4 protein-coding genes and 1 pseudogene are annotated in these 5,354 nt (G+C 62.4%); 1 reads left to right on the forward strand and 4 read right to left on the reverse strand.

What is annotated here, in order from left to right; genetic code table 11:
• A pseudogene (locus ACH2EI_RS15605) lies at positions 1–184 on the forward strand (acyl-CoA synthetase); the annotation flags it as partial.
• Positions 185–211: 27 nt separating this feature from the next.
• Here ACH2EI_RS15605 and ACH2EI_RS15610 read toward each other — a convergent pair.
• From ACH2EI_RS15610 to ACH2EI_RS15625, 4 genes are all read right to left on the reverse strand, one after another.
• Positions 212–2,488: an arylsulfatase gene (locus tag ACH2EI_RS15610; RefSeq protein WP_395160713.1), complete on the reverse strand. Its 2,277-nt coding sequence runs from the start codon at positions 2,486–2,488 to the stop codon at positions 212–214.
• On the reverse strand, positions 2,485–3,726 hold the full coding sequence (locus ACH2EI_RS15615; RefSeq protein WP_395160715.1) for a CaiB/BaiF CoA transferase family protein: 1,242 nt from the start codon (positions 3,724–3,726) through the stop codon (positions 2,485–2,487). Before ACH2EI_RS15615 ends, ACH2EI_RS15610 begins: the two co-directional genes overlap by 4 nt.
• Positions 3,704–4,621 carry an oligopeptide/dipeptide ABC transporter ATP-binding protein gene (locus ACH2EI_RS15620; protein WP_395160717.1) on the reverse strand — a complete coding sequence of 306 codons (918 nt, stop codon included), beginning with the start codon at positions 4,619–4,621 and terminating at the stop codon, positions 3,704–3,706. The genes ACH2EI_RS15615 and ACH2EI_RS15620 overlap by 23 nt, the downstream gene beginning before the upstream one ends.
• Positions 4,622–4,716: 95 nt before the next feature.
• The coding region (locus tag ACH2EI_RS15625; RefSeq protein WP_395160719.1) for an ABC transporter ATP-binding protein at positions 4,717–5,354 on the reverse strand (638 nt) is incomplete at its 5' end.

The raw sequence follows: 5,354 nt of genomic DNA on the forward strand, positions 1-5,354 counted from the left end.
TCCGACCGACGCAGCGACCACGATCGAGGACCTGTTCGAGCACTGTCGCCGGCGACTGTCGTCGTTCAAGGTGCCGCAGGTCTTGGACATCATGGACAAACTGCCGCGTGAGGCCAGCGGCAAGCTCAAGAAACGAATCGTGCGCGAGGAGTACCTGCTCCGGCAGAGTGTCGCGGACGGGTGATGATGATCGCACGACCGCGGTCACTGGTCACTGCTCGACCATCGACGAGCGGAGCTCGGCAGCAGCTGCGTCGGACCCAACGCCGCGGCGAGCGCCGAGATGATACGTCACATCGCCGAGTCGACCCTGGAACTCGTTGGGCCCGACATATGCGTTCGACACCGTGAGTCCGAGGTCGCGACCGACGTCGAGGCCATAGAGACTCTGCCTGAATGGCAGCGTCGAGAATTCCGTCGTACCGACGACGGTGTCCCCGATGCACAACACCCCGATGCCGCAATGCTCATCGGTCGCCTGGAAGCCGAACTCGACCTCCACTGAGCCCGTCGGAATGTCAACGTTCGATTCGATTCGCGTCACCGTTCCCGCATGGTTGTACTCGTAGACGAGACGACCATCATGGACATACAGCACATAGCCGCCGAGTGAGCTGCCGAGTGCGACGATCACTCCACCCTGATGCTGCTCGGTGCGCTCAATCACGGTCGAGATCCGATACGAACGATTGAGCACATCGGGTACCGCCGTGCGCTCAAGGTGGGGCAGTGTCGGTGGGAACCGATACTCCACCCGGTCGGCCGCACCCGGTCGTCGCAGTGCGAACAACTCGGTGCTGCGGTCATCAAGCGGAAGCACGCCATTTCTTTCCGCTTCGGTCCACCACAGATCAACGAGCCCGGCAACAATCTCTGGGTGCTGTGCGGCAAGGTCGTGAGACTCAGAAAAGTCCTCGTCAATGTGGTAGAGGGCCCACTCGTCATCGTCGAACGGCTGCCCTTGACGGTGCATTGTCACGGCCTTCCATCCATCCGACCAGATCGCCCGATGGCCGAGCATCTCGTAGTACTGAGCCGTCCGTCTTGTCGGCTCGTCGGCAGCTGCGCTCCGCAGCGCATAGGTGAAGCTGATGCCGGCCATTGGTCGCTGTTCGACTCCGCGATAAGCCGTCGGTGCATCAATCCCGATGCACTCGAGGAGGGTCGGCATCACGTCCACGACATGTTGGTACTGAGTTCGTATCGCGCCGGCGTCCACAATTCCGTTCGGCCAGTGGATAACGAAGGGGTCGCGTATCCCGCCCTCATAGGTGTTCTGCTTGTAGAAGCGCAGTGGAGTGTTACCGACCTGTGCCCAACCCTTCGGATAGTCGCTGTAGGTCAGCGGCCCGCCAATATCGTCGAGCCGATCGAGCGTTTCACCAATGTCCTCGGCGATCCGATTGAAAAAGCGGAGTTCGTTGACCGTGCCGCCATGGCCTCCCTCCTGACTCGCGCCGTTGTCGGACAGCACGATCACGATCGTATTGTCTAAGACCTCGAGAGCACGGAGGTGGCCAATAAACCGACCGATCTGGACATCGGTGTGATCCAAGAAACCCGCAAACGATTCCTGCATACGCGCAAAGAGACGTCGATGAGGTTCGGGAACGTCTTCCCACGCCGGGACGCCGGGGTTGCGGGGGGCAAGCTCGGTGCCAGCAGGCACGATCCCCCTCGACAACTGACGCTCGAACCAACGCTTGCGAATGACATCCCAGCCTTCGTCATACCTCCCTCGGTACTTCTCGAGGAACTCGGTTGGCGCCTGGTGCGGTGAATGCGTTGCCCCAAAGGCGAGGTAGCAGAAAAACGGTCGCTCAGGTGCAAGCGAGCAGTGCGTGCCCGTCATAGCGATCGCTTGGTCGACCAGATCCTCGGAGACGTGATAGCCGGCTTCCGAGCGCGGAGCTAGGACTTGATTGTCCGACACCAACTCCGGGGCAAACTGGTCCGTCGCACCTCCGAGGAACCCGTAGTAGCGATCAAAGCCACGTTGGACCGGCCAGTGATCGAACGGTCCAGTCGGACCGCAGTCCGCCATGTTTGCAAGATGCCATTTTCCAAGTGCGTAGGTGCCGTATCCCTGACCGCGGAGCACTTCCGCGAGTGTCACCGCTTCGGTCGACAGAGCGCCACGACTGTTCGGGAAACCGGCGTCCACGTTCGACACAAACCTCATCCCAACGTCGTGATGATTTCGGCCCGTCAACAGCGCAGCCCGTGTGGGCGAGCAGAGCGCAGTGGTGTGGAAGTTATTGAAACGGAGGCCCCCGGCCGCGAGCGCGTCGACGTTCTTCGTGTCGATGTCGGATCCGTAGCATCCCAGGTGAGCAAATCCCGTGTCGTCCAAGATCACCACGACCACGTTTGGAGCGTCCGGACCCGGAGTCCGTTCCGGTGGATACCACGCCTGAGAAGTGGACAGGTCCCGGCCGATGACGCCCTCGAACTTCGTCGAGCTCCCCGCCCCTCTTGGATCGGTCATGCTGTCGTTCCTTCCTGTTTGCAATTGAGAACACCCGATGAGACGAGATCATCGATGTCGGCGGAAGACCAGCCGACCTCCTCAAGGACAGCAACCGTGTCGGCGCCGAGGTCGGGAACGTTCTCGGAGGTCTCGTAGCGAGCACCGGAGAACCGGACAGGTGCTGCCGGGAACCGGAGACGACCCAACCGATCGTGGTGCATCTCTGCAACGATTCCAGCCTCAACTTGTTGATCGTCGAGTAACACCTCTTCGACGAGCCTCACCCGAGCAACCGGCACGCCGCCACGCTCGAGTTCGGCGATCAGGTCGTCCGCGTCCTTCGATGCAAGCGATCGGCGTAGCTGATCGCTCAGCGCCGGGTCGGTCAGATCTGACCGAGGATCGAGACCTGCAGCTGCGAGGAGGAGATGCGCATTGCCGCGAACTGCTCCGACACTCACCCAGCCATTGGCGGTTTCAAACACGTCGTACGTCGGGTACATCTTGTTGGTGAGCGCATTGCGTCGTGCCAGGGTGTCGCTGAACTGCGCTCCCTCGGCGAGGTCGTCGATGACTCGAATCAATGCAGGTTGCCCATCGCCGACGACGTGGGCGGTGCGGACCTGGAGGGCTAGGCCCGCCGCCATCAACGACGTGGCAACCCGTTGGCCACGACCGGTCCGCTCCCGAAACCAGAGTGCAGACGACACACCGAATGCCAATAGCATGCCAGCCGCGACATCAGTGAGAAGCACGTCGCGCCTGACGTCCGGACGAGCGCTCAGCGCCAACGAGGCGAGGAGCCCGCTCGCAGCCTGTGCCACGATGTCGACACAGCCGCGTTCACCTCCCAGATCACCAAAGCCATCGACATGAGCCACGATGATGGTTGGCTTCTCGATCGAGAGCGTCTCGAAGTCGAGGCCCAGGCGCTCGGCGAGACCGGGACGGAGGTTGGAGATCACGACGTCTGCCGAGAGCGCTAGGTCGCGCGCCGCTCTCGTACCGTCGGCGGTGTTGAGCGCCATCGAGATCGAACGTTTACCGCGGGCTTTGCTCAGATATTGCACGCCGTCCGGGGCGCCAGGCGGGCCGAATCTCGTCGGGCTTCCAGTCAGCGGTTCGATGGAGATGACGTCGGCACCTCCGTTCGCGAACAGTTCGGCACAGTACGGCGCGGCGACGTACTGGCCTATCTCGACGACTCGAAGTCCGGCGAACAGATCGGTGAATTCACTTGGATCCTCTGGGATCACGGGTTTCTCCTTGATTGTAGAGGTGACACGACACCCGACTCCCCCATGGCAGCTGGGTGGGTTCGGGGAAAGTCGTAAGGCAGATATCCATCGTGTGCGGACAATGCTCGGCGAACGGACATCCTGTGGTGGCGACCGGTTTCGCGTTCTCGACGGCCAGCTCCCGACGATGACGAGCCTTCTCACGCTGGACTTCGGGATTCGGATCGGGAATAGAAGCGAGGAGCAGTTCGGTGTAGGGATGTGCCGGTCGCTCACAGACGTCGTCCGAACTGCCCTCCTCCACGATGCGGCTCCGATACATCACCAGAATTCTCTGGCAGACGTGGCGCACGACCGCGAGGTCGTGGGCGATCATCAGATACGCGGCACCGGTGGTCGACTGGAGATCCTCCAGGAGGTTGATCACCTGACTCTGGGTTGACACATCAAGGGCGGACACCGGCTCGTCGAGGACGATGAGATCGGGCTCGGAAGCCAAGGCGCGGGCAATCGCGATCCGTTGCCGCTGGCCACCCGAGAACTCGTACGGGAACCGATCGGCGTGGTCCGGTTGCAAACCCACCTGCACGAGCAACTCGGCCACACGCCGGCGCTGCGCCGCACGTTTCATGCCGTAGTGGAGACCGAGCGGTTCGCCGACGATCTGACCTACGACCATCGCCGGGTTCAGACTGGCAACCGGATCCTGGAAGACGACCTGCACAGCTCGCCGATACCCATCGGGTTCCCGCCGGCCGAAAGCGGTAACGTCGAAGTCCGCAAGGCGGATCGTCCCGGAATCCGGTCGCAGCAGATGCAGGATCGCCCGTCCGACCGTCGACTTCCCGGAACCCGATTCGCCGACCAGCCCGACCGTCTCGCCAGCGCCGATCGTCAGGCTGACCGATTGCACGGCCTGGACATCTCGTCCGCGTCGCCACGGTAGAATTGACCTCCGTCCTCGGAACGTGACGTTAAGGTTTGCGATCTCCAGCAGCGGTCGTGTCATCAGGAGATACCCCTTGACGTCGGCCGGTCGATCCCGACGAGTGTCAGTTCGTCTGCGCGTCGACAGCGGACCTGGCGCTGACCGACTGTGAGGCCGATCGCCGAGGTGTGGCACTCGGGTTCGACGTATGCGCAGCGGGAGCCGAAGTGGCATCCGGTGGGCCATTCAGCGGGCGGCGGCACGACACCGGGGATGGTTGGCAGCGATCTCTCGCGCCTGACATTTCTTGGCACGGCGAGGAGTAGACCCTCCGTGTAGGGGTGACCCGGCGATCGGAAGACCTCGTGGAGCGGTCCCGACTCGACGATCTGGCCGGCATACATCACGGCAACTCGATCGGCCAGGTCGGAGACGACTCCCAAGTCGTGCGTGATCAGTAGCACAGACAGGCCGAACTCACGTCGGAGGCCGTCGATGAGGTCGAGCACCTGTCCTTGCACGGTCACGTCGAGTGCGGTCGTCGGTTCGTCGGCAACGAGGAACCTCGGGCTGCAGGCGAGCGCCATTGCGACCACGACGCGCTGCGCCATGCCCCCTGAGAACTGATGTGGGTAGCTGTCGATCCTGAGATGAGGATCCGGGATACCGACCCGATCGAGCAGTTCGATGGCACGGCGGCGAGCCTGAGACTTGGTCA

The sequence above is a fragment of the Ilumatobacter sp. genome (assembly GCF_041688325.1).
Lineage (GTDB): Bacteria > Actinomycetota > Acidimicrobiia > Acidimicrobiales > Ilumatobacteraceae > Ilumatobacter_A.